Source organism: Mitsuaria sp. TWR114, assembly GCF_007997345.1.
This window is the reverse complement of sequence record NZ_VOSR01000421.1, coordinates 1-684: the sequence shown is the minus strand read 5'-3', so window position 1 is coordinate 684 and position 684 is coordinate 1. Positions and strand designations below refer to the sequence as shown.

The 684-nt window shown below is 70.0% G+C and carries 1 protein-coding gene; it reads right to left on the bottom strand.

Features of this window, described 5'->3' with window-relative positions:
• Positions 1 to 684, bottom strand: a 684-nt coding sequence (locus FUT87_RS15610; protein WP_147241604.1) for a sensor histidine kinase KdpD, incomplete at both ends; no start/stop codon positions are given.

Below are 684 nucleotides of genomic sequence, written 5' to 3'. Positions count from 1 at the left end.
GATCGCCAGCCCCATGCCCAGGCCCTGCGTGCGGCTGCGCTCGCTCTGGCCCACCTGGTAGAACTCCGCGAAGATCCGCGGCAGGTCGCTGGACTTGATGCCGATGCCGGTGTCCCAGACCTCCAGGTTGAGGGACTCCTCGGTGGTGCGGGCCACCACGACCACCCCGCCCTCCTCCGTGTACTTGATCGCGTTCTGGATGAGGTTGCCCAGGATGCGCTCGAGCAGCTGCGGGTCGCTGGTCACCGACTTGCCGCCCGGCGAGAAGCGCAGGCCCAGGCCCGACGCCTCCGCCTGGCCGGCGTAATGCATGTGCAGGCGCCGGAACAGGTCGCGCAGCGGGAAGTGCTGCAGGTTGGGCTCCACCGTGCCGGCGTCCAGCCGCGAGATGTCCAGCATCGCGTTGAAGGAGCGCTCCAGGCCCTCGATCGAGCGCATCACGTTGCGGATCAGCGGCTCCTCCTCGGTGCCCTGCAGCCGCCGCTCGAGGCTGGCCGCGAACAGCCCCAGCGCATGCACCGGCTGGCGCAGGTCGTGGCTCGCGATGGCCAGGAAGCGGCTCTTCTCCTGGTCGGCGCGGATGGCGCCGTCGCGGTCCTGCTCCAGCGTGCTGACGTGCAGGTCCTGTTCCATCAGCAGGCGCTTGGCGCGCTGCCAGCGGTAATGCTCCAGCAGCGCCAGGCC